At 34.2% G+C, this 19701-nt stretch carries 20 protein-coding genes and 1 rRNA gene; 13 read left to right on the forward strand and 8 right to left on the reverse strand.

All coding sequences use genetic code 11. The annotated features are described in order from the left end of the window. The first annotated feature begins 88 nt into the window (after positions 1 to 88). The gene (locus tag AB4865_RS12450) at positions 89 to 892 is read left to right on the forward strand and encodes a hypothetical protein (protein WP_372473645.1); all 804 of its coding nucleotides are present in this window, start codon (positions 89 to 91) and stop codon (positions 890 to 892) included. Positions 893 to 1603: 711 nt separating this feature from the next. Here AB4865_RS12450 and AB4865_RS12455 read toward each other — a convergent pair. Continuing rightward, entirely contained in the window at positions 1604 to 2956 is a 1353-nt protein-coding gene (locus tag AB4865_RS12455) for a pyridoxal-phosphate dependent enzyme (protein ID WP_372473646.1), read from the reverse strand. A 153-nt stretch (positions 2957 to 3109) separates the two neighbouring features. Here AB4865_RS12455 and argS point away from each other — a divergent pair, with 153 nt between their 5' ends. The 5 genes from argS to purL all read left to right on the forward strand — a co-directional run bounded on the left by argS (position 3110) and on the right by purL (position 10528). Continuing rightward, on the forward strand, positions 3110 to 4885 hold the full coding sequence (argS, locus tag AB4865_RS12460; RefSeq protein WP_372473647.1) for an arginine--tRNA ligase: 1776 nt from the start codon (positions 3110 to 3112) through the stop codon (positions 4883 to 4885). Between the two features lie 95 nt (positions 4886 to 4980). Next, positions 4981 to 5292, forward strand: coding sequence for a 50S ribosomal protein L21 (gene rplU, locus AB4865_RS12465; protein ID WP_372473648.1), 312 nt, complete (start codon positions 4981 to 4983; stop codon positions 5290 to 5292). 45 nt (positions 5293 to 5337) lie between these two features. Beyond that, entirely contained in the window at positions 5338 to 5604 is a 267-nt protein-coding gene (rpmA, locus tag AB4865_RS12470) for a 50S ribosomal protein L27 (RefSeq protein ID WP_372473649.1), read from the forward strand. A gap of 134 nt (positions 5605 to 5738) precedes the next feature. Further along, on the forward strand, positions 5739 to 6731 hold the full coding sequence (dusB, locus tag AB4865_RS12475; RefSeq protein WP_372473650.1) for a tRNA dihydrouridine synthase DusB: 993 nt from the start codon (positions 5739 to 5741) through the stop codon (positions 6729 to 6731). A gap of 131 nt (positions 6732 to 6862) precedes the next feature. After that, positions 6863 to 10528, forward strand: coding sequence for a phosphoribosylformylglycinamidine synthase (gene purL, locus AB4865_RS12480; RefSeq protein WP_372473651.1), 3666 nt, complete (start codon positions 6863 to 6865; stop codon positions 10526 to 10528). Positions 10529 to 10926: 398 nt separating this feature from the next. On the opposite strand, the gene AB4865_RS12485 is transcribed toward purL, so the two are convergent. From AB4865_RS12485 to AB4865_RS12510, 6 genes are all read right to left on the reverse strand, one after another. Next, positions 10927 to 11100, reverse strand: coding sequence for a hypothetical protein (locus AB4865_RS12485; RefSeq protein WP_372473652.1), 174 nt, complete (start codon positions 11098 to 11100; stop codon positions 10927 to 10929). 158 nt (positions 11101 to 11258) lie between these two features. Continuing rightward, positions 11259 to 11627 carry an ATP-binding protein gene (locus AB4865_RS12490; RefSeq protein ID WP_372474919.1) on the reverse strand — a complete coding sequence of 123 codons (369 nt, stop codon included), beginning with the start codon at positions 11625 to 11627 and terminating at the stop codon, positions 11259 to 11261. 71 nt (positions 11628 to 11698) lie between these two features. Continuing rightward, positions 11699 to 11932, reverse strand: coding sequence for a hypothetical protein (locus AB4865_RS12495; protein ID WP_372473654.1), 234 nt, complete (start codon positions 11930 to 11932; stop codon positions 11699 to 11701). A gap of 63 nt (positions 11933 to 11995) precedes the next feature. Beyond that, a complete protein-coding gene (locus AB4865_RS12500; RefSeq protein ID WP_372473655.1) occupies positions 11996 to 12187 on the reverse strand; it encodes a hypothetical protein in 192 nt (63 codons plus the stop codon). Continuing rightward, on the reverse strand, positions 12156 to 12341 hold the full coding sequence (locus AB4865_RS12505) for a hypothetical protein (RefSeq protein WP_372473656.1): 186 nt from the start codon (positions 12339 to 12341) through the stop codon (positions 12156 to 12158). Before AB4865_RS12505 ends, AB4865_RS12500 begins: the two co-directional genes overlap by 32 nt. 77 nt (positions 12342 to 12418) lie before the next feature. Then, positions 12419 to 12580: a hypothetical protein gene (locus AB4865_RS12510; protein ID WP_372473657.1), complete on the reverse strand. Its 162-nt coding sequence runs from the start codon at positions 12578 to 12580 to the stop codon at positions 12419 to 12421. Positions 12581 to 12933: 353 nt separating this feature from the next. Between AB4865_RS12510 and AB4865_RS12515 the strand changes: the two genes are divergently transcribed. The 7 genes from AB4865_RS12515 to AB4865_RS12545 all read left to right on the forward strand — a co-directional run bounded on the left by AB4865_RS12515 (position 12934) and on the right by AB4865_RS12545 (position 19039). After that, complete coding sequence (locus tag AB4865_RS12515) at positions 12934 to 13404, forward strand: META domain-containing protein (protein ID WP_372473658.1); 471 nt, start codon at positions 12934 to 12936, stop codon at positions 13402 to 13404. A 4-nt stretch (positions 13405 to 13408) separates the two neighbouring features. Then, positions 13409 to 13693: a DUF2752 domain-containing protein gene (locus tag AB4865_RS12520; protein WP_372473659.1), complete on the forward strand. Its 285-nt coding sequence runs from the start codon at positions 13409 to 13411 to the stop codon at positions 13691 to 13693. 2 nt (positions 13694 to 13695) lie between these two features. After that, the gene (locus AB4865_RS12525) at positions 13696 to 14088 is read left to right on the forward strand and encodes a CCC motif membrane protein (RefSeq protein WP_372473660.1); all 393 of its coding nucleotides are present in this window, start codon (positions 13696 to 13698) and stop codon (positions 14086 to 14088) included. A 335-nt stretch (positions 14089 to 14423) separates the two neighbouring features. Then, positions 14424 to 14645: a ferrous iron transport protein A gene (locus AB4865_RS12530; RefSeq protein WP_372473661.1), complete on the forward strand. Its 222-nt coding sequence runs from the start codon at positions 14424 to 14426 to the stop codon at positions 14643 to 14645. A 1415-nt stretch (positions 14646 to 16060) separates the two neighbouring features. Beyond that, positions 16061 to 18154 (forward strand): ferrous iron transport protein B, encoded by a 2094-nt coding sequence (gene feoB, locus AB4865_RS12535; RefSeq protein WP_372473662.1) that lies wholly within the window; start codon positions 16061 to 16063, stop codon positions 18152 to 18154. Between the two features lie 4 nt (positions 18155 to 18158). Beyond that, on the forward strand, positions 18159 to 18281 hold the full coding sequence (locus AB4865_RS12540) for a FeoB-associated Cys-rich membrane protein (protein WP_372473663.1): 123 nt from the start codon (positions 18159 to 18161) through the stop codon (positions 18279 to 18281). A 56-nt stretch (positions 18282 to 18337) separates the two neighbouring features. Continuing rightward, positions 18338 to 19039, forward strand: a complete 702-nt coding sequence (locus tag AB4865_RS12545) for a hypothetical protein (RefSeq protein WP_372473664.1) — start codon at positions 18338 to 18340, stop codon at positions 19037 to 19039. A 542-nt stretch (positions 19040 to 19581) separates the two neighbouring features. Here AB4865_RS12545 and rrf read toward each other — a convergent pair. Beyond that, a 5S ribosomal RNA gene (rrf, locus tag AB4865_RS12550) occupies positions 19582 to 19693 on the reverse strand. Between the last annotated feature and the right edge of the window lie 8 nt (positions 19694 to 19701).

Here is a 19701-nt window from a genome sequence, read left to right on the forward strand (position 1 = left end):
ATCTACCAATTTACTGATTTTTTACTGAAATATGTAACATTTATCCAACTTTTTCTACTAATGTCATAAAACCAAAACATTCTACATCATGAAAAAACTCATTCTTTCATTATTGTTGTTTTGTAGCATTCCGACATTTGCACAACAGGAACAAGGCGAAGTTCTTGAAGAAATCGTTATCGACATGGTGAAAACTCGCCGTACACTCATCGACAAATTGAAAAAATCTAAAAAACTTTACGACAAACACGCCAAGAAAAATATTTATGAAATTTCTCAAGAATTGACTAATAGTAAAAATGAAATAATTGAAAGTTTTTCTGCCTATGCTCGTTATAAATCTATAGGCTATCATTTTTACGATTATAAAATGAATTTTACAGAAAATAAAGATGATTTAAAATCTCTATTGACTGTTTCGTCTTTTCCATTTCTTAGTCCAAACAAATACAATTATTTACAAGCAAGTGATATTTTCAAAAAATTGATTGACCTCATCAACGATTCAAATGTTTTTGAAGAAAACAATCATTATTATGTATATAATAGCAAAAAACTATCGAAAGATTTGGTATTTATTTTTGACAATGAAACTCAATTATTATCAGAGGTAATCAATCAAGATATTACGTATGCTTTTAAAATTGAAAAAGAAAAACTAAATTCAGCAAATGCTCACACAAAATATTCAAATAAAAACGGAATTTATGTGTTGAGCGAAATGAACGTACATGAAAGTCTCACTTTACACAACAAAAATTATTATTTGAACTTTAAGGGGATTATTTCTAACAAAAGTAAAAAAGAAGTTGAAAAACTTCCTTCAAATGGATTTTTTAGACTATTAATCATTCGCACTCAAGAGTTAATTGAATTACAGGATAAAATGTAACAAAAAAAACGTCCAATGTGGACGTTTTTTTTCTATTTTGGTAGTATTTCATACTTCCATTTCTCTTTTTTGATATCCCAAACCATCGATTTTATCATTTTGACTATATAAAGTATAAATTATTTTAACTTTTTTTTCAAAAACAGCATCACTAAAATTTACTTCTATCGGTATTACAGAATCTTTCACCTCTATTTCTCCTCTAAAAAGTAATTCAATGTCATTCCTTTTTTTACTCCCCCACTATCATCAAAAGAAAACCCATCGTGTGTTTTATCTTTGTTATTTGAAGAAACTTGATAATATATATCATACTCAAATACAATTTCCTTTGTATTATATTCTGGATCTTTTCTTAAATATTCAAGAAAATGAAAAAAACAACTTTATGCTCTAAAGATTGATTATTTCTCCAAAAATCATCCACATAATATTTTTCATCTTTATATTTTAAAAAATCTTTATATATCAATAAAAATATGATTAAAACTAAACTTTAGGAGATTAATGCCGATTATAAGGAAGTATTCTTTTTACAATACTATTAACACGGCTACAATACAAAGGCATTTACACTTTCATAAATAAATGTAAATCAAGCATTTAATTTAATACAAAAAAAATTCCGTCGGGGTAATAATATAAAAAGATTTCTCCTTCCGTCAAAATGACAAGTAACCTAAACAATTAAATTTTCAACTATTCTATACCTTACAACACATTCACCACATCACTTTTGGTAATCAAGTGCTGTTTTCCGTTGTCTAATTGTACCACTACGGCTGATGAATTTTTCAACAATTGAGAAACCTCGGCAATCTTAGCATCGGCTTGTACTTCTGGAAAGGCTTGTTGCATCACTTGACGAACTGGCAAATCGGCAATGTTTTGATTTTCGAGCATAGCTTCCAACAATTGTTGTTTTCCTACTGCTCCTACAATTCCTGTTTTATCAATCACTGGCAATTGCGAAATGTGATACACCTTCATTTTGTCGATGACATGCGAAACCAATTCTTCGGTTTTTACTACTACCAACTCTTGTTTTTTGTTTTTTACCAAGTCGAGAGTGGTTTTTATTTCGTCTTGTAAATAACCTTTGGCTCTCATCCAATCGTCATTGAAAATTTTTCCTATGTATCGCGAACCCGAATCGTGAAACAATACCACTACCACATCATCTGGTTTTAATTCGTCTTTCATTTGCAACAATCCTTTTATTGCTGACCCCGAAGACATACCTACAAAAATCCCTTCTTCCAACGCTAATTTTCTACAATATACCGCAGCATCTTTGTCGGTAACTTTGGTAAAATGGTCTATTACCGAAAAATCTACATTTTTTGGCAAAATATCTTCTCCAATTCCCTCGGTTACATACGAATACACCTCATCTTCGTCGAAAATTCCTGTTTCGTGGTATTTTTTAAAAACTGAACCGTAAGTATCTACTCCCCATATTTTTACATTCTGATTTTGTTCTTTCAGGTATTTTCCAACGCCAGAAATCGTTCCTCCTGTACCTACTCCCACGATAAAATGGGTAATTTTTCCTTCGGTTTGTTGCCAAATTTCGGGACCTGTTTGTTCGTAATTTGCTTGTGCATTCGACGGATTGTCGTACTGATTTACATACCAACCATTGGGCGTTTCTTCTGCCAATCGCTTTGATACCGAATAATACGAACGCGGGTCTGTCGGCTCTACATCCGTAGGACACACAACTACTTCTGCTCCAACCGCTCGTAAAATATCCATTTTTTCTTTAGACTGCTTGTCGGTCAATACACAAATCAGTTTGTATCCTTTGACAATCGCTGCCAATGCCAATCCCATTCCTGTATTGCCGGAAGTTCCCTCGATGATGGTTCCTCCTGGTTTCAACCGACCGTCTTTTTCGGCATCTTCTACCATTTTCAAAGCCATTCGATCCTTGCACGAATGCCCTGGGTTGAAATATTCTACTTTTGCCAATACTTTACATGGCAAGTCTTTTACTATGTTGTTTAACTGTACCAGAGGCGTGTTTCCGATGGTTTCTAATATGTTTTTTGCAAAATTCATAATCAAACTGTTTAGTCCACAAAATTAAACCATTCCCTTTGGTTAAAAAATTTATTTTAAATGAAAATTTCAATGGATGATTTTTCGCATACATTTCTCTTAAAAATTCATAATTAATCTTTAATGCTTATCTTTGCAAAAATTTTATAAGAAATGTCAATCAATCATACATTAATTCCGTTTGTAAAAGAAGCGGTTTCATCTATATTTCAATTAGATATTGAAAATTTTGAATTTCAATCTACGAAAAAAGATTTTGAAGGGGATGCTACTTTGGTCGTTTTTCCATTGGTGAAACAAATCAAGGGAAATCCTGCGGCTATTGCTACTCAAATTGGTGACTATTTAAAGAAAAAATGTCCTTTGGTTACAGATTTTAATGTGGTACAAGGATTTTTGAACATTTGCATTAAAGATTCTTATTATGCCGAAGTTTTCAAAGATATATATTCGGTTGAAAAATATGGTTATGTACAACAACCATCAAATGAAGCGGTAATGGTTGAATATGCTTCTCCAAATACCAACAAACCTTTGCATTTGGGACATATCCGCAATGTATTGTTGGGATATTCTGTGGCAGAAATCTTGAAAGCAGCTGGAAAAAAAGTTTATAAAACACAGATTATCAACGACAGAGGTATTCATATTTGTAAATCGATGTTGGCTTGGCAAAAATTTGGAAACGGACAAACTCCTACTTCAGAAAACTTGAAAGGCGACAAATTGGTGGGAAATTTTTATGTTGCATTTGACAAGGCATACAAAGAACAAATCGACCAGTTGAAAGCCAACGGAATGGAGGAAGAGCAAGCGAAAAAAGAAGCTCCGATTTTGTTGGAAGCTCAAGAAATGTTGAGAAAATGGGAAGCCAACGACGAAGAAGTGGTAAACCTTTGGAAAACAATGAATCAGTGGGTTTATGACGGATTTGATGTTACCTATAAAAACATTGGAGTAGATTTCGACAAAAATTATTACGAAAGCGAAACTTATTTATTGGGGAAAGATTTGGTGGAAGAAGGATTGCAAAAAGGCGTATTTTTCAAAAAACCAGACGGTTCGGTTTGGATTGATTTGACAGACGAAGGTTTGGACGAAAAATTGGTTTTGAGAGCCGATGGAACTTCGGTTTACATCACTCAAGATTTGGGTACAGCCACACAACGCGTAAAAGATTTTTCGGATGTAAGCGGAATGGTTTACACTGTTGGAAATGAGCAAGATTACCACTTCAAAGTATTGTTTTTGATTTTGAAAAAATTGGGGTATTCTTGGGCGGAAAATTTGTACCATTTATCTTATGGAATGGTAGATTTGCCATCAGGAAAAATGAAATCTCGCGAAGGAACGGTTGTAGATGCCGACGATTTGATTGCCGATATGTGGACAACGGCGAAAGAAATTTCGGAAGAATTGGGCAAACTAGACGGACTGTGCGAAGACGACAAAGACAAATTGTACCAAACCATAGGATTGGGAGCGTTGAAGTACTACATTTTGAAAGTAGATCCGAAGAAACGTATCTTGTTTGACCCAAAAGAATCGGTAGATTTCAACGGAAACACCGGTCCTTTCATTCAATACACTTACGCTCGTATTCAGTCGATTTTAAGAAAAGCATCGTTTGATTATTCGCAAGTAGTAATTGCAAACGAATTACATCCAAAAGAAAAAGAATTAATCAAGGTATTGACGGGGTTTCCAGATGCAATACAATTGGCTGCAAAAACATACAGTCCAGCCATCATAGCCAATTACACTTACGATTTGGTAAAAGAATACAATTCATTCTATCAATCGGTATCGATTTTGGGAGAAATCGACGAAAACAAAAAAATATTCCGAGTACAATTGTCAAACAAAGTAGCACAAACGATTGAAAACGCATTCAGATTGTTGGGAATCAATGTTCCTGAGAGAATGTAATTTTCATTTAAAAAAATATAATCAAAATACATTTGTATAACTAAAATAAAAATTGTACATTTGCAGTCTTAAATCATTTAGTTAAATTTATTGTTATGTACGCAATCGTAGAGATAGCAGGGCAACAGTTTAAAGTTAGCAAAGATCAAAAAGTGTATGTACACCGTTTGGCAGTAGAAGAAGGTGAAAAAGTAACTTTCGACAAAGTACTTTTCGCTGACAACAACGGAAGCATCGCTATTGGCGCCCCAGCTATAACAGGAGCTTCAGTAGAGGCAAAAGTTTTAAAACACCTAAAAGGTGACAAAGTAATCGTTTTCAAAAAGAAAAGAAGAAAAGGTTACAAAAAGAAAAACGGACACAGACAAGCATTGACTCAAATCGTAATCGAGGGAATCAACTTGTAATCGTCTAAAACGAAAAAAGTATTAACAATTTAAAACCACAACATCATGGCTCACAAGAAAGGTGTAGGTAGTTCTAAGAACGGTAGAGAATCAGAATCGAAACGCTTAGGTGTAAAAATCTTCGGTGGACAAGCTGCAGTTGCAGGTAATATTATCGTAAGACAAAGAGGATCTAAACACAACCCAGGTGAAAATGTTTATATGGGGAAAGATCACACTTTACACGCGCAAGTAGATGGTATCGTGAAATTTACTAAGAAAAGAGACAACAAATCATTCGTATCTGTTGTTCCTTTCGAAGTAGAAGCATAATCCTTCTTAGATAAAACAAAACAAAAAGCTGTCTGCATTAGACAGCTTTTTTCTTTTAGTATTGAGATGCGAGTAGTGAGAAATTAGATTTATCTAACCTAATCACTAACCACTAACCCCCAAAAACTAAAAATATGATAAAAATAGGCAACATAAATCTTCCAGAACATCCGCTTTTGTTGGCACCAATGGAAGATGTCAGCGACCCTCCTTTTCGTAGGCTGTGCAAAATGCACGGTGCAGATATGATGTATTCGGAATTTATTTCCTCCGAAGGATTGATTCGTGATGCTATCAAAAGTAAAATGAAACTCGATATTTTTGATTATGAGCGTCCTGTGGGTATCCAAATTTTTGGCGGAGATGAAGAAGCTATGGCAATGTCTGCAAAAATTGTAGAAACCGTTCAACCCGATTTGGTGGACATCAACTTTGGTTGTCCTGTAAAAAAAGTGGTATGTAAAGGTGCAGGAGCTGGCGTATTGAAAGACATTGATTTGATGGTACGATTGACCAAAGCCGTCGTAAAAAGTACCAACCTGCCTGTAACAGTAAAAACGCGTTTGGGCTGGGACGAAAGCAGTATCAACATAGACGAAGTAGCCGAAAGACTGCAAGATGTAGGTGTACAAGCCTTGACCATTCATGCGCGTACAAGAGCTCAGATGTACAAAGGGCACAGCGACTGGACACATATCGAACGCATTAAAAATAATCCGAGAATACAAATACCTATTTTTGGAAATGGCGATATCGACAGCCCAGAAAAAGCCAAAGAATACAAAGAAAGATTTGGTTTAGACGGAATGATGATAGGCCGTGCAGCGATTGGTTACCCATGGATTTTCAATGAAATCAAACATTATTTGGCAACTGGCGAATTTTTAGCTCCACCTACAATGAGTCAGCGATTGGAAGCTGCAAAAAATCACTTACAGTGGTCTATGGAATGGAAAGGCGAACGCGTAGGAATCGTAGAAATGCGAAGACATTATGCCAATTATTTCAAAGGAATTTCTGGATTTAAACCACACAGAATGCGATTGGTTACAGAAGACAATCCAGAAGTTTTGCTAAAAATATTCGACGAAATAGAAGACTTTTACAAGCATAATCCTTTAGGATAATTAACAGATAAACAGGTAAATTTGAACTTCAAGTTTATCTGTTTTTTTTAACTCAAAATATTTCTTTTTTCCTTAGATTTTCGTTATTTTTGCATATTAAACATTTGATTACATTCAAAATACAAGACATTATGATCTATTTTTTTGAGAATCCTGCTCAAAAGGTGTACGCTGTACAATCTTTAGTAGCACTTACTTCTGAAGATACTGAAAAACTTAACTGGCTTTTTGGTAATGCTTCGCTTATAGAACAACAAGACATTAAAAAATCTTTTGTGGGTCCTCGTGCGGCTATGGTTACGCCATGGTCAACAAACGCGGTGGAAATCACACAAAACATGGGAATCAACGGTCTAATTCGCATCGAAGAATTTGAGCCTCTTTCGGAAGAAAATGCTCAGTTTGACCACATGATTTTCCAAAAATTTGACGAACTCAACCAAAATATTTACAACATCAATATCGAACCTCAAAAAATATTGGAAATTGAGGACATCTCTGCTTACAACCAACAAGAAGGTTTAGCTTTGAGCGACGAAGAAGTGGTGTATTTAGAAAAACTTTCTCAAAAAATAGGTAGAAAATTGACGGATTCTGAGGTATTCGGATTTTCGCAAGTAAACTCTGAACACTGCCGTCATAAAATTTTCAACGGTATCTTTATCATCGACGGAGTAGAACAAGATTCTTCTCTTTTCAAAATGATTAAGAAAACTTCTGAAACCAATCCAAACGAAATTGTTTCGGCTTATAAAGACAATGTGGCTTTTATCAAAGGTCCAAAAGTTACTCAATTTGCTCCAAAATCTGCCGACAAAGCTGATTTTTACACAGAAAAAGAGTTTGATTCTGTATTGTCATTAAAAGCTGAAACACACAATTTCCCTACTACTGTTGAGCCATTTAGTGGAGCAGCTACTGGTTCGGGTGGAGAAATCCGCGACCGTTTAGCAGGTGGACAAGGTTCGCTTCCTTTAGCTGGTACTGCTATCTATATGACAGCATATTCTCGTTTGGAAGACGACCGCCAATGGGAAAAAGGAATGGAAGAGAGAAAATGGTTGTACCAAACACCAATGGATATTTTAATCAAAGCGTCAAATGGTGCTTCTGATTTCGGAAATAAATTTGGACAACCGTTGATTACGGGTTCTGTTTTGACATTCGAACACGAAGAAAACGGAAGAAAATTGGGTTACGATAAAGTAATCATGCAAGCCGGTGGTATCGGTTATGGTAAATTGGAACAAGCTAAAAAACAATCGCCAAAAGCGGGTGATCAAATCGTAATCTTGGGTGGTGAAAACTACCGTATCGGTATGGGTGGTGCTGCGGTTTCTTCAGCAGATACAGGTGCTTTTGGTGCCGCTATCGAGTTGAACGCTATCCAACGCTCAAACCCAGAAATGCAAAAAAGAGCTGCCAATGCTATCCGTGGAATGGTAGAATCTGACGAAAATACTATCGTTTCTATCCACGATCACGGTGCAGGTGGACACCTCAACTGTCTTTCGGAATTGGTAGAAGAAACAGGTGGTTTGATTGATTTGGACAAATTGCCAGTGGGAGACCCCACCCTTTCTGCTAAAGAAATCATTGGAAACGAATCGCAAGAGCGTATGGGATTGGTAATCGGTAAAGACAATATTGATACACTACAAGCTATTGCTACTCGCGAAAGAGCTCCAATGTACACAGTTGGTGAAGTAACAAACAACCATAGATTTACTTTCCAGTCGAGTACAAAAGGTGACAAACCTATGGACTTTGATTTGGCGGATATGTTTGGTTCTTCGCCAAAAACAATCATGAACGACGAAACGATTGTTTACGAATACGCTCCTTTAACTTACGAAAAAGAATTGCTTGACCAATATGTAAACAATATATTACAATTGGAATCTGTAGCTTGTAAAGACTGGTTGACCAATAAAGTGGATCGTTGTGTAGGAGGTCGTGTAGCAAAACAACAATGTGTAGGTGCTTTACAATTGCCATTGAACAATGTGGGAGTTATGGCATTGGATTTCAAAGGAAAAGAAGGAGTAGCTACTTCGGTAGGACACTCACCTATCACAGCATTGGTAGATCCTGTAGCAGGAAGTAGAAACGCGATTGGAGAGGCATTGACCAACTTGCTTTTTGCTCCTATCAAAAACGGGTTAGCAGGGGTTTCGCTTTCGGCAAACTGGATGTGGGCGGCAAACAACAAAGGAGAAGACGCTCGTTTATACCAAGCTGTAAAAGGTTGTTCAGACTTTGCTATCGAATTGGGAATCAATATTCCAACAGGAAAAGATTCATTGTCTATGAAGCAAAAATATCCAAATGGTGATGTGATTGCTCCAGGTACAGTAATTATTTCAGCCGTTGGAAACTGTACAGATATTACCAAAGTTGTTGAGCCTGTATTGAGCAAAACAGCAGGTTCTATCTACTATTTGAATTTATCTCAAGACAATTTCAAATTGGGCGGTTCGGCTTTTGCACAAACTTTAAACAAAATCGGAAACGAAGTACCAACAATCAAAGATGCGGCGTACTTCAAAAAAGCATACAACACCATTCAACAAATGATTGTAAATAACCAAATTGCAGCAGGACACGATGTAGGTTCGGGTGGTTTGTTTACAACTATTGCAGAAATGTGTTTCGCAGGATACAATTTAGATGCGGAAATTGATTTGAATGGTTTCAAAGAAAAAGATTTAATCAAAATTTTATTCAACGAAAATATCGGAGTTGTTCTTCAAGCCAATGACGACAAATCGTTTGAAGCTACTTTGAAAGAAGCTGGTGTTGATTTCGTAAAAATCGGTGTACCTTCAGAAGGACATGATTTGAATATTACATTTGAAAAAGAAACTTTCAATTTCAACATCAACGAATTGAGAGATACTTGGTTTATCACTTCGTACTATTTAGATAAAAAACAATCGAAAAATGGTACAGCTCGTGAGCGTTTGATGAACTATAAAAAACAACCGTTGAACTTTACTTTCCCAGTAAATTTTGACGGTAAAAAACCTGTTGTTCCGACGAATAGACCAAAAGCGGCAATCATCCGTGAAAAAGGTTCGAATTCGGAAAGAGAAATGGCAAATGCGATGTACTTGGCAGGATTTGATGTAAAAGACATTCATATGACCGACTTGATTTCAGGTAGAGAAAACTTGGAAGATGTACAATTTATCGGAGCTGTGGGTGGATTCTCAAATTCAGATGTTTTAGGTTCGGCAAAAGGTTGGGCAGGTGCTTTCTTGTACAACGAAAAAGCGAAAAAAGCCCTTGATAACTTCTTTGCTCGTCCTGATACTATGTCGGTGGGAATTTGCAACGGATGTCAATTGTTTATGGAATTGGAATTGATCAATCCAGAGCATGAGGTACACGGAAAAATGCACCACAACAATTCACAAAAACACGAATCGAATTTCGTATCTGTAAAAGTACAGAAAAACAATTCGATTATGTTGTCTGGATTGGAAGGAACTACATTGGGAGTTTGGATTTCGCATGGAGAAGGAAAATTCAAATTGCCGTATAGCGAAGACCAATACAACATTGTAGCAAAATACGCATACAGCCAATACCCAGCAAATCCAAATGGTTCGGACTACAACACAGCGATGATGTGCGACAAAACAGGAAGACATTTGGTAACGATGCCACACATCGAGCGTTCAGTATTCCCTTGGAACTGGGCTCACTATCCTGCAAGCAGACAAGACGAAGTAACACCATGGGTTCAAGCCTTTGTAAATGCTCGTCTGTGGATTGAACAGCAAAATAAATAATTTCATTTTGCTTTATATTTACTAAAAATCGCCAAAGTTTAATACTTTGGCGATTTTTTATATCATAATTCATTTCATATTTTTTTTCTTATTAAATTTAATAGAAGAATTATTTCTGACTTTGTGTAAATAATATTCTCAGGCATATTGATATAAAAAAAGTTAACTTTCGCCTAAAACCTAATTTAAACTATAGCTGTTTTTTATTATCACTATTTTTAGACACTTATCTTCAATAAACATTTTACTGCTAAACCGCTCTTAAATATTTTTTATTTATTAAATTCACGAACCTCACATCTACATATATATCAACCATTTACACTATTAAATATTCAAGAACCGCTCTTAAATTTCTCTTTTATTTTTATTTAAGAGTACTCTTTTCTTTAATACAATTAATCTACAGCAGAAACCCAATTAGATTCATTACCTCTTTTCGTTTGATTTTTGATTTTCCCTGCTTTTCGCAATTCTGTCAAATAATTACCTATTCTATTTTTCATTTGAATATCAGACAAAATTTGGGGTAATATATCCCAAAGCAATCGATCAATATCATTACGGCTCATTTCTCTATGTTATACTATGGATTTGAGTATTAAATCCAAATAATATTGCTTGTCAAATCCTTTGCTTTTGGTGTATTCCGCTTTTTCACCTGTTAGTTTGGCTACTTTGGCAGAAATGTAATAATTGGGCTTTCGTCCTCCTATTAATTTTTTACCTTTTAAAGTTTTGCCTCTTCGTCGGTAATGGATTTAGATTTTGAAACTTTGTACATTAATATAATTTCATCTAAGGACAAATTGGGCATTTCGGCATTTTTTTTGGAATAATCCATATCCAAAATTTTCCCGTGCAGGATCATTTTTACTTTATTGTCAGTCAAATCGTAGTCAGGCATTGGGAAAAACCTTGCTCTTTGATAGTTGAATATCTTTTTAATTCCACCACCAGCGGTATCCACCATTTTTAGATTAAACATCACTGTTGCTAAAAATCTATTGTGATAGTATTCCTCATGGGCATCTTCGAACACTACTTTTTCCACATTACCAGGAATAAAATCCCCATAATTGCAAAAATCAATTGGTATAGAATTTCGATTATATTGATTCTAGCAGCTTTGGTATAATCCTGATGTGCGATACAATTATTTATAGCTTCTCAAATAGAAAAGGGTTCGTATTGAAGCACTTCGGTAGGAAAATAGTTCCATTCTGAAGGTATCTGTATTTCAAATTTCGGATTTTTGCAAATACCTTTTCTACCGAAAATAAAACGGTATTCAAAAATTTCATAGTCCAAATCATTATTATAAGCATCGAGTAACTTCCAACGAATTTTTATTTCAGTAGGATTCAAAACATGTTCTGACTCATCTTTTCCTAACAAAATCAATGCTGTACGCGTAATTTTTGCTTTGATAGTAATTTTTGCTTTGTTAAGAAATTTTATATCGTCCTATGTTTGTAATTCTTCAAATTTATCAGGAAATTTCTGTCCAAAATTTTTTCGAACCACTGCAATAGCTTCCTCATCTAAATCCTCAATGGTAGCATCTTCCACAATTTCGGCACTCCAATCTTCTCGCACAGCTTGGTTGCGAATGCGTTCTATTTTCTCAATATTTACGAGGTACGAGACTTTCGCCATTTCTAGAGTAATAATGCCCATCAAAAGCTATAGGAATACCTTTGGGAGCAGCAGGAACTTGAAAAAGTAAAACCCTTTTTCCTTCTCTTTGAATCTCATATATATCTATAAACGAAATACTATTGGTGGTTTTATAGGCAATTTCGTTTTTCAAATTCTGCAAATCTTTTGGATTTGTCCGAAAGTTGGTGCCTACTGTATTTTTTTTGCATCATCAATACCAAAAATTAGTCACGCTTCATTTTTCTGTTGAAGGTTTGCTTCATTGCTAAGAGCGAAAAAGAATTTTCCAAGTTTTGAAAAATCAAAAGTATTTTTCGCTTCTTTAAACTCTATGATTTCGTTTTCATAAGCAAAAGATAAAATAGTATGTAGTGTCTTTTCGATATTCATATTTTCTAAAAATCAATTTAGTAAAACAACTCTATTTTATTCGACTTTCTGTTATTTTCTTTTTGTAATAGCTAATTTATCAATCATTTGAACAAAGATAAATATTTTTTAATCAGTTCATTCAACGGACAAAATCAATAGAAATTCTATTTTGTTAATTTAATCAATTTCATAAAACAACCTAAAAACACAAAATCACCAAGTATAACTTAATTTTTTACTACAAAAAAATATTTTCAAGTATACGTGAAAATATTTATCTCTAAAAAATATTCATTTAGATTTGAAAAAAAATAAAATTTAATTTTTCATATAAAAATCTTATCTTTGTTTATTCATCAAAATAATAAATAATGAAAAAAATAGTATTACTTAGCTGCTTTGTGGCTTTTGGATTTACAAGTTGTAAATGCAAACAAAAAACAGAACCTACAGAAGAAGTAACAGTAGCATTGGCAAGTAGATTTACCTCTAAACCTCTCCAAGGCACAAGATGGAGTTTAGTGCGTATTGATAGTCAAAACAAAAACTATACACCCAACAGCGAAAACAATGTAATCATCATGTCTTTTAGCGAAAAAAGCATGAGTTCTACTGATGGATGCAATTCTATTGGTGCGTCGTATAAGCAAAATGGCAATGAAATTTCGTTTGATCAATTTATTTCAACCCGCAGATATTGTGACAAAGAATTTATGGATAAATTCGGATACGATTGGGCTATGAGCGAGGTAGCAAGTTTTGAAATCATAAACAACCAATTGCAATTTAAAGACGCAAACGGAAAAGTATTGGCTACCTACAAAGAATATAATTTGAGATAATACAATGGAAGAGTACATGATTCCTTGCCCTACCAAAAAGTTTTTGGGCATCGATTGTTTCGGATGTGGTACACAGAGAGCCATCGCACTGATTTTGGAAGGTAAATTTATCGAGGCATTCAATATGTATCCACCGATTTATGGTGTACTTCTACTACTATTTTTCACCCTATTACATTTTGTGGACAAACAACGAAAATATCACAAAATCATTCTATTTTTAGGAATTTTCAATGCAATATTTATAGTTTCAGCCTATTTTTACAAACATTTTTTAAAATATTTATAGTTATGAATTATCAAACAACCCCTAATTTCAATAATCAAATGCAAGAAAAATTGCCAAACGCAACAGCAGTTTTAATCTTGGGAATTGTTTCTATTGTATTATGTCTTTGCTACGGAATCCCTGGAATCATCGCAGGTATTGTTGCAATTGTTTTATACAACAAAGACAAAAAACTGTATAAAGCTACTCCAGAAAAATACGACAATTACAGTACACTAAACACAGGATTTATTCTTTCCATAATCGGTATTATCTTGAGTACTATTTACGCTATTTTTACTATCGGATTGATTAGCTACATCGGATTTGATGCGTTAAAAGACCCTGAAGCTTTGCAACAAAAAATGCAAGAACTACAAGAACAAATGGAAGATTCTGAAAGAGAGAATTTTTAATACTATAAGCAGCCTAAAAATGGCTGCTTTTTTTCTACAAAAAAAAAGAAACACCTATCTGTTTCCAGATAGGCATTTCCCCCTTATAAAACATAATAAAAACACTATTTTTTCACTTTCATAGCAATTTTTCGACTACTTTTTCTCTTTCGATTTTCTATTATACAACTACCGTGCCAAAAAAATATTTTATGTAAAAAACTTTCAATTTTCTTTTTAATATGAATTCTAAAAAAATAAATAGAGTATTTATTAAAAAAATAAAGTGATATACATTTTACAATATACATTAATACATCTAAAAAACTTATCTTTGTTATTTAAAATCAAATCAAATGACACTTGATCAATTATCAATAGGACAATCGGCAGAAATCATCGAAGTCGATATACAACAAGTACCTTTAAAATTAATCGATATAGGCTGTATTGCTGGAAACACTGTTCAGTTATTACAGATTGCTCCGCTTAGAGACCCTTTGTACCTCAAAATCAACGATTCTTTTTTTAGTATTAGAAAAGATTTGGCGAAGTTGATTCAAGTAAAAATTTGTTAAATATTGATATTTGTACATTTATGAATAAATTGTTGCTTATTGACAAAAGTTGTCATTTAGAAAATGACCTTTTGCCTTTAATGTGTATTGGTTTTACAAAATTGACTGAAAATGATTATATTAAATATAAAAATGATATAAAAAAATAAAACTCAAACATCAGAATCCAATTGAAATAAAATGGAATACTGCTTCTTATTCTATATTGGAGTTGTACAAAGAGTTGATAGATTATTTTTTTGAAAATAAACTTTCTTTTTGTGCAATTTTAGTTAAAAACAAATCTCAACTCAATCAAGAGAAATACAATAAAGGCAATCATAATTCATTTTACTATAATTTGATTTTTTGCTTTTGAGAAATCCTTGGGTGAATTTAAAAAATAAAATTCACAAGGTGTTTTTAGACATAAAAGATACACGAAGAAAAGAAATGATTATAAATTTAGATTAGAGTTTACAAAATTATTATAATCGTATAGGAATCGAATCTCCATATAATCATTTTCAACATATTCGTTCTGAAGAAAATGTTTTTTTTTACAACTTACGGATTTGTTTATAGGAGCTATTACTTACAAAGCTATAGGAGAACATTTAAAAGAAAAATGCATCTTTAGTGAAAAAAGAAATTTTTTCTTATATTGAATTAAAATCTGGGTATGTAATTGACGACGGAACAAAACTATGGGAAGAAAAATTCAATATTTTTGATTTTCAAGTTAAAACAAAATAAAGTAAGATGGAAGAACATGAATTGGATTTTCTATAAGATTTATTCGAAGATTTAGGTTTAGAACCTAATGATTCTCATTTGTTTAAATTATATGGTGTTTTCTTGAAAGATTTTGTTAATTCTCCCATTATTATTGATGATAAAATAGTTGGTTATTATCAACAAAAGTCCAAACATCCTATATTAAAGGAAACCCCTAAGGCTTTGAACATATTTGTACAAGATAGAGTAAGTACTCTAAAAAACGACAATTTGCCCCTGAAAGAGCTAATAAAATTCATTGGATAAAACCGATTGTTTTTTACAGAAATGATAATCGTATAAAATATTTCAAACGCATTCATGCCAATGGACAAAATCAACGATATTTCTGGTTTGATGCTAAAAACTATGTAGTAATCATAAGAGAAATTACCGAAAATTAAATTTAATAACTGCTTTTAAAATAGACCATTTAGAAAAAAAATAAATTCAAAAGATGGTATGAAGAGTTTTTAAATAAAAAACCTCACTTCGTGAGTGAGGAACGCAACTTTAGGCAATGCGATTGATACATTTTTTTTGCTAAGCCAAGTCCTTTACTCTTTGAGTAATGACAGTACAAAAGTGCATTTTATAATCAAATAACATCAAAAAATAGTTGTTAATTTTTTTTATTAACAATTAAAACAACAAAAAAAATGACCAACCTAAAAATAGCCCTTATCGGTAATCCAAATGTAGGAAAAACCTCACTATTCAATGCTCTGACAGGTATGAATCAGCGAGTGGGAAATTATCCTGGAATTACCGTAGAAAGAAAAGTGGGAAATTTTTCCCTCAATAACCAAACCCAAGCAACGATTATCGATTTGCCTGGAGTTTATTCTATCAACCCAACTTCGACTGACGAAGAAGTGGCTTTGCAAGTGTTTTTCGACCAAACCAACAAAGATTATCCAGATGTTGTAGTCGTAGTTGCCGAAGCCGAAAACCTAAAAAGAAATCTTTTGCTGTTTTTGCAAATCCGCGATTTAGGTTTCCCTACTTTGTTGTGTATCAATATGGCTGACCAAATGCAGAAAAAAGGGATTTCTATCGACATTCCTGCATTGGAAAAAAAATTAAACACCAAAATCGTTCTGACTTCTACTCGTCAGCAAGAGGGGATTGACCAACTAAAAAGCGAAATTTTAGCCTTGGTAAATGCTCCTACTACTTCGCCTTTCGATATAAAAACAATCAACCCAGAATATTTTTCAGCTATTGAAAAGAATTTTCCAACGATTCCACCGTTTAAAGTATGGATGGCATTGACACAAAATTTCTTTTCAACCGAAATACCTTTAGACAAAATCGAACATTTTCGTCAAAATCATTCGATAGATGTAAAGAAAATACAACACAAAGAAGTAGTAAAACGCTACCAATTTATCAACGAAGTGTTGAAAAAAACATACACACTCGATACGACAAAAGAAACCGATGTACGTATGAAACTCGACCGCATATTTACTCATAAAATATTTGGTTATGTGCAATTTATTATTATTTTGGGAGTGATATTCGGAGCGGTGTTTGAATTGGCAAAATTTCCAATGGATTTCATCGAAGGTAGTTTTGAAGATTTGTCCAACTGGGTATTGGACACTTTCCCAAAAGGGAAACTCACCGATTTGATTGCCAACGGAGTACTGATGGGATTGAGCGGAGTATTGATGTTTGTACCGCAGATTTCTATTTTGTTTTTGTTGATTGCCATCTTGGAAGACTCGGGCTACATGAGTAGAATGGTCTTTTTGATGGACAAAATCATGCGTCCTTTCGGACTCAACGGTAAGTCGGTAATTCCATTGGTATCGGGAACCGCCTGTGCCATTCCAGCAATTATGGCGGCGAGAAATATCGAAAATCCCAAAGAGCGATTCATCACTATGTTGATTACGCCGTTTACCACTTGTTCGGCAAGGATTCCGATTTACATTATTATCATTAGCGTGATCATTCCGCAAACCTACATCGCAGGATTTATCCCACTTCAAGCCTTGGTAATGGTGGGTATGTATGCTGTGGGATTTGTAGTAGCCATGTTGGCAGGAAAACTTTTGAGCAAACTTTTAAAATACAAACAAGAGTCGTATTTCATCATCGAAATGCCGACTTACAAAGTGCCAATTTTCAAAAATGTATTGCTTACCGTGTATGAAAAAGTACTTTCGTACATCACCAATGCCGGAAAAATCATTTTGGCATTGTCTATCATTTTGTGGTTTTTAGGAAGTCATGGAGGCGAAAATTACAACAACGCCGAGGAAATTGTAACCCAGTCAGAAGCTGCACAAACAATGGACAAAGAAGAACTGGAATTTGCTATTGCAAAATACGAAAGCGAAAATTCGTACATCGGAAAAATTGGTCAAGCTATTCAGCCCATTTTTGCACCATTGGGCTACGATTGGAAAACAAGTATCGGTATCCTTACTTCGTTTGCAGCCAGAGAAACCTTTGTAGGAACGCTATCTACACTGTACAATCTCGGAGATGATTTCGAAGAACAAGAAACTCAAATCATCGAACGCATGAAAAACGAAAAACGCCCAGACGGCACACCAGTATTCGGTTTAGCAACAGGGCTTTCACTTTTAATGTTTTACGCCTTTGCTATGCAGTGTACCTCTACGATTGCCATTACCAAAAAAGAACTTAACTCGTGGAAATGGACAGCGTATCAAATGTTTGGAATGACGATTTTTGCCTATATTATGGCACTTTTAGTTTATCAATTAGTAAAATAATCCTATGCAAGACATCATCGCTTACCTATTGGTAGTTGTAGCCGTAGTATTTCTTCTATATCCGATGGTTCGTAAAAAGAAAAAGAAAAACAATTGTGGCTCGAACAAAAATTGTAAATGTTCGTAAAAAGCACTGTTTTTTCAAAATAATAGATACATTTGTAAAAACTCAAACATCCAAACATGAAAAAGACACTTTTTATTTTGACTATGATATCCATCTTTGTTTCTTGCAAACAAGAAGAAACACCAAAAGTAATCTATCCAAAATCGGAAGAGCAAATAGAATTTCAAAAAATAGACACTATAGAGCTAAAAATCACAGATTTGCCCATTCATATCAAAGGATTGGACTATTTGATACATCCTATTGGAAAAATCGGTGTAAAAAATTCGAAAGGCAATTACGAATACACCAATGCTGTAAACTATCACATTGCTTCGTACAATTATCCACAGATTACAGGAGCCATCCACAACATTGCCTTTCAGGACATTGCTACAGATTCTGTAAAAGTGCTCACCAATCACAAGATGCACATACATTCGATCACCTATTTAGACGAAATTGCATCCAACAAAAAATATCTGTTGTACGAGCTTTACGATATCGACACAAACAAGGACAAAGCGATTGATGTAAAAGACATAAAATCTTTATATCTATCCGAGCAAAGTGGTCATGAGTTTACAAAGATTTCGCCCCAATTGCAAGAAGTAATCGATTGGAAAGTGATAAAAGCTAAAAACAAACTCTATTTCAGAACTATAGACGACATCAACAAAAACGGAATATTCGATCCCAAAGACATTCTCAATCACTATTTCATCGATTTCACAGCAGACAGCTTAGAAATCGTAAAATACAATATCGAACACCGATAAAAACGCAAAAAGACTCCATAAGGGGTCTTTTTTTATTTGGGCGTAACCCTAGCATTCCCTTCTTTTTTAAAGAGGAGTGACACTATAGTGACGAAATGCTATTTTAGTTGTATTGATTCAAAATTTTACTAAGGGCAATGCATCGGGCCGCGTCGTCCGCTATATCTTTTGCAACGGCTTACACCTCACAAAAGGATGCCGCTCCCACCGCTCACGCAAGAATTATTTTTCGGAGGTTTACCTCTCCAATAAAGGTTTATTAGCAGTACGAGTGTTAAATTACTTTTATAAAAAAACTAGACAACCCATAAACAACAAAGCTTAACTCACTAAATGCTTAAAACTACAGTAAGCTCCAAAAACAACCTAAAACTTAAACAGCTCAAAACTAAATCCTGACACGAAGCAAAAAAGACTGAACGAAGTAAATCGTAAAACTCACGAAGTGGATTAAACAAAAAAAGGCGGCGACCCGAGCTCGCGAACTGCTCCGCATCTTAGCATAAAAAAAATCCGTTTCTTATGAAACGGATTTTTATAAAAAAAGGCGGCGACATACTCTCCCACGCTATGACGCAGTACCATCTGCGCTATTGGACTTAACTTCTCTGTTCGGAATGGGAAGAGGTGAGCCCCAACGCTATAACCACCTTAAATCGGTT

Source organism: Capnocytophaga sp. ARDL2 (assembly GCF_041530365.1).
GTDB lineage: Bacteria > Bacteroidota > Bacteroidia > Flavobacteriales > Flavobacteriaceae > Flavobacterium.

Excerpts from the sequence above, each read along its gene's own strand:
- argS (WP_372473647.1), top strand. The coding sequence starts at position 3,110 with ATGTCAATCAATCATACATTAATTCCGTTTGTAAAAGAAGCGGTTTCA.
- AB4865_RS12455 (WP_372473646.1), bottom strand. The coding sequence starts at position 2,956 with ATGAATTTTGCAAAAAACATATTAGAAACCATCGGAAACACGCCTCTG.
- feoB (WP_372473662.1), top strand. The coding sequence starts at position 16,061 with ATGACCAACCTAAAAATAGCCCTTATCGGTAATCCAAATGTAGGAAAA.
- AB4865_RS12450 (WP_372473645.1), top strand. The coding sequence starts at position 89 with ATGAAAAAACTCATTCTTTCATTATTGTTGTTTTGTAGCATTCCGACA.
- purL (WP_372473651.1), top strand. The coding sequence starts at position 6,863 with ATGATCTATTTTTTTGAGAATCCTGCTCAAAAGGTGTACGCTGTACAA.
- AB4865_RS12530 (WP_372473661.1), top strand. The coding sequence starts at position 14,424 with ATGACACTTGATCAATTATCAATAGGACAATCGGCAGAAATCATCGAA.
- AB4865_RS12540 (WP_372473663.1), top strand. The coding sequence starts at position 18,159 with ATGCAAGACATCATCGCTTACCTATTGGTAGTTGTAGCCGTAGTATTT.
- AB4865_RS12545 (WP_372473664.1), top strand. The coding sequence starts at position 18,338 with ATGAAAAAGACACTTTTTATTTTGACTATGATATCCATCTTTGTTTCT.
- AB4865_RS12525 (WP_372473660.1), top strand. The coding sequence starts at position 13,696 with ATGAATTATCAAACAACCCCTAATTTCAATAATCAAATGCAAGAAAAA.
- AB4865_RS12500 (WP_372473655.1), bottom strand. The coding sequence starts at position 12,187 with ATGGCGAAAGTCTCGTACCTCGTAAATATTGAGAAAATAGAACGCATT.
- rplU (WP_372473648.1), top strand. The coding sequence starts at position 4,981 with ATGTACGCAATCGTAGAGATAGCAGGGCAACAGTTTAAAGTTAGCAAA.
- dusB (WP_372473650.1), top strand. The coding sequence starts at position 5,739 with ATGATAAAAATAGGCAACATAAATCTTCCAGAACATCCGCTTTTGTTG.
- AB4865_RS12485 (WP_372473652.1), bottom strand. The coding sequence starts at position 11,100 with ATGAGCCGTAATGATATTGATCGATTGCTTTGGGATATATTACCCCAA.
- AB4865_RS12510 (WP_372473657.1), bottom strand. The coding sequence starts at position 12,580 with ATGAATATCGAAAAGACACTACATACTATTTTATCTTTTGCTTATGAA.
- rpmA (WP_372473649.1), top strand. The coding sequence starts at position 5,338 with ATGGCTCACAAGAAAGGTGTAGGTAGTTCTAAGAACGGTAGAGAATCA.
- AB4865_RS12520 (WP_372473659.1), top strand. The coding sequence starts at position 13,409 with ATGGAAGAGTACATGATTCCTTGCCCTACCAAAAAGTTTTTGGGCATC.
- AB4865_RS12515 (WP_372473658.1), top strand. The coding sequence starts at position 12,934 with ATGAAAAAAATAGTATTACTTAGCTGCTTTGTGGCTTTTGGATTTACA.